The following is a 264-nucleotide window of genomic DNA, read 5'->3' as shown; positions in this document are numbered from 1 at the left end:
GAGATCCTCGCCTATGCCACCGAGAAAACATCGGACGTCGTACTGTGGCAGGTGCTTGAGCGGAAAGCCAAGGGGATCGAGGACTTCCTGACCGCGAGCGCAGATGCAGTGGTTGAGGATGCGAACGCCGACTCCGATTCCTATGCACAGTTCATGGCCCAATCGACCGGGGATCGCATCTACCTCGACAAGATGGAAACCGAAAAGGAGCTGCGGGACACCGAAGCTGAACAAGCGTCTATCATGTCGCTTGTGAACGAAGGA

At 56.4% G+C, this 264-nt stretch carries 1 protein-coding gene; it reads left to right on the top strand.

What is annotated here, in order from left to right; translation table 11 throughout:
- Positions 1–264, top strand: a 264-nt coding sequence (locus JI667_RS21620) for a hypothetical protein (RefSeq protein ID WP_206858524.1), incomplete at both ends; no start/stop codon positions are given.

Origin of the sequence: Bacillus sp. NTK074B, from assembly GCF_017303375.1 — a bacterium.
Lineage (GTDB): Bacteria > Bacillota > Bacilli > Bacillales > Bacillaceae_B > Rossellomorea.
Note: the sequence above shows the minus strand (reverse complement) of the source record. Positions and strands in the feature narration are given on the sequence as shown.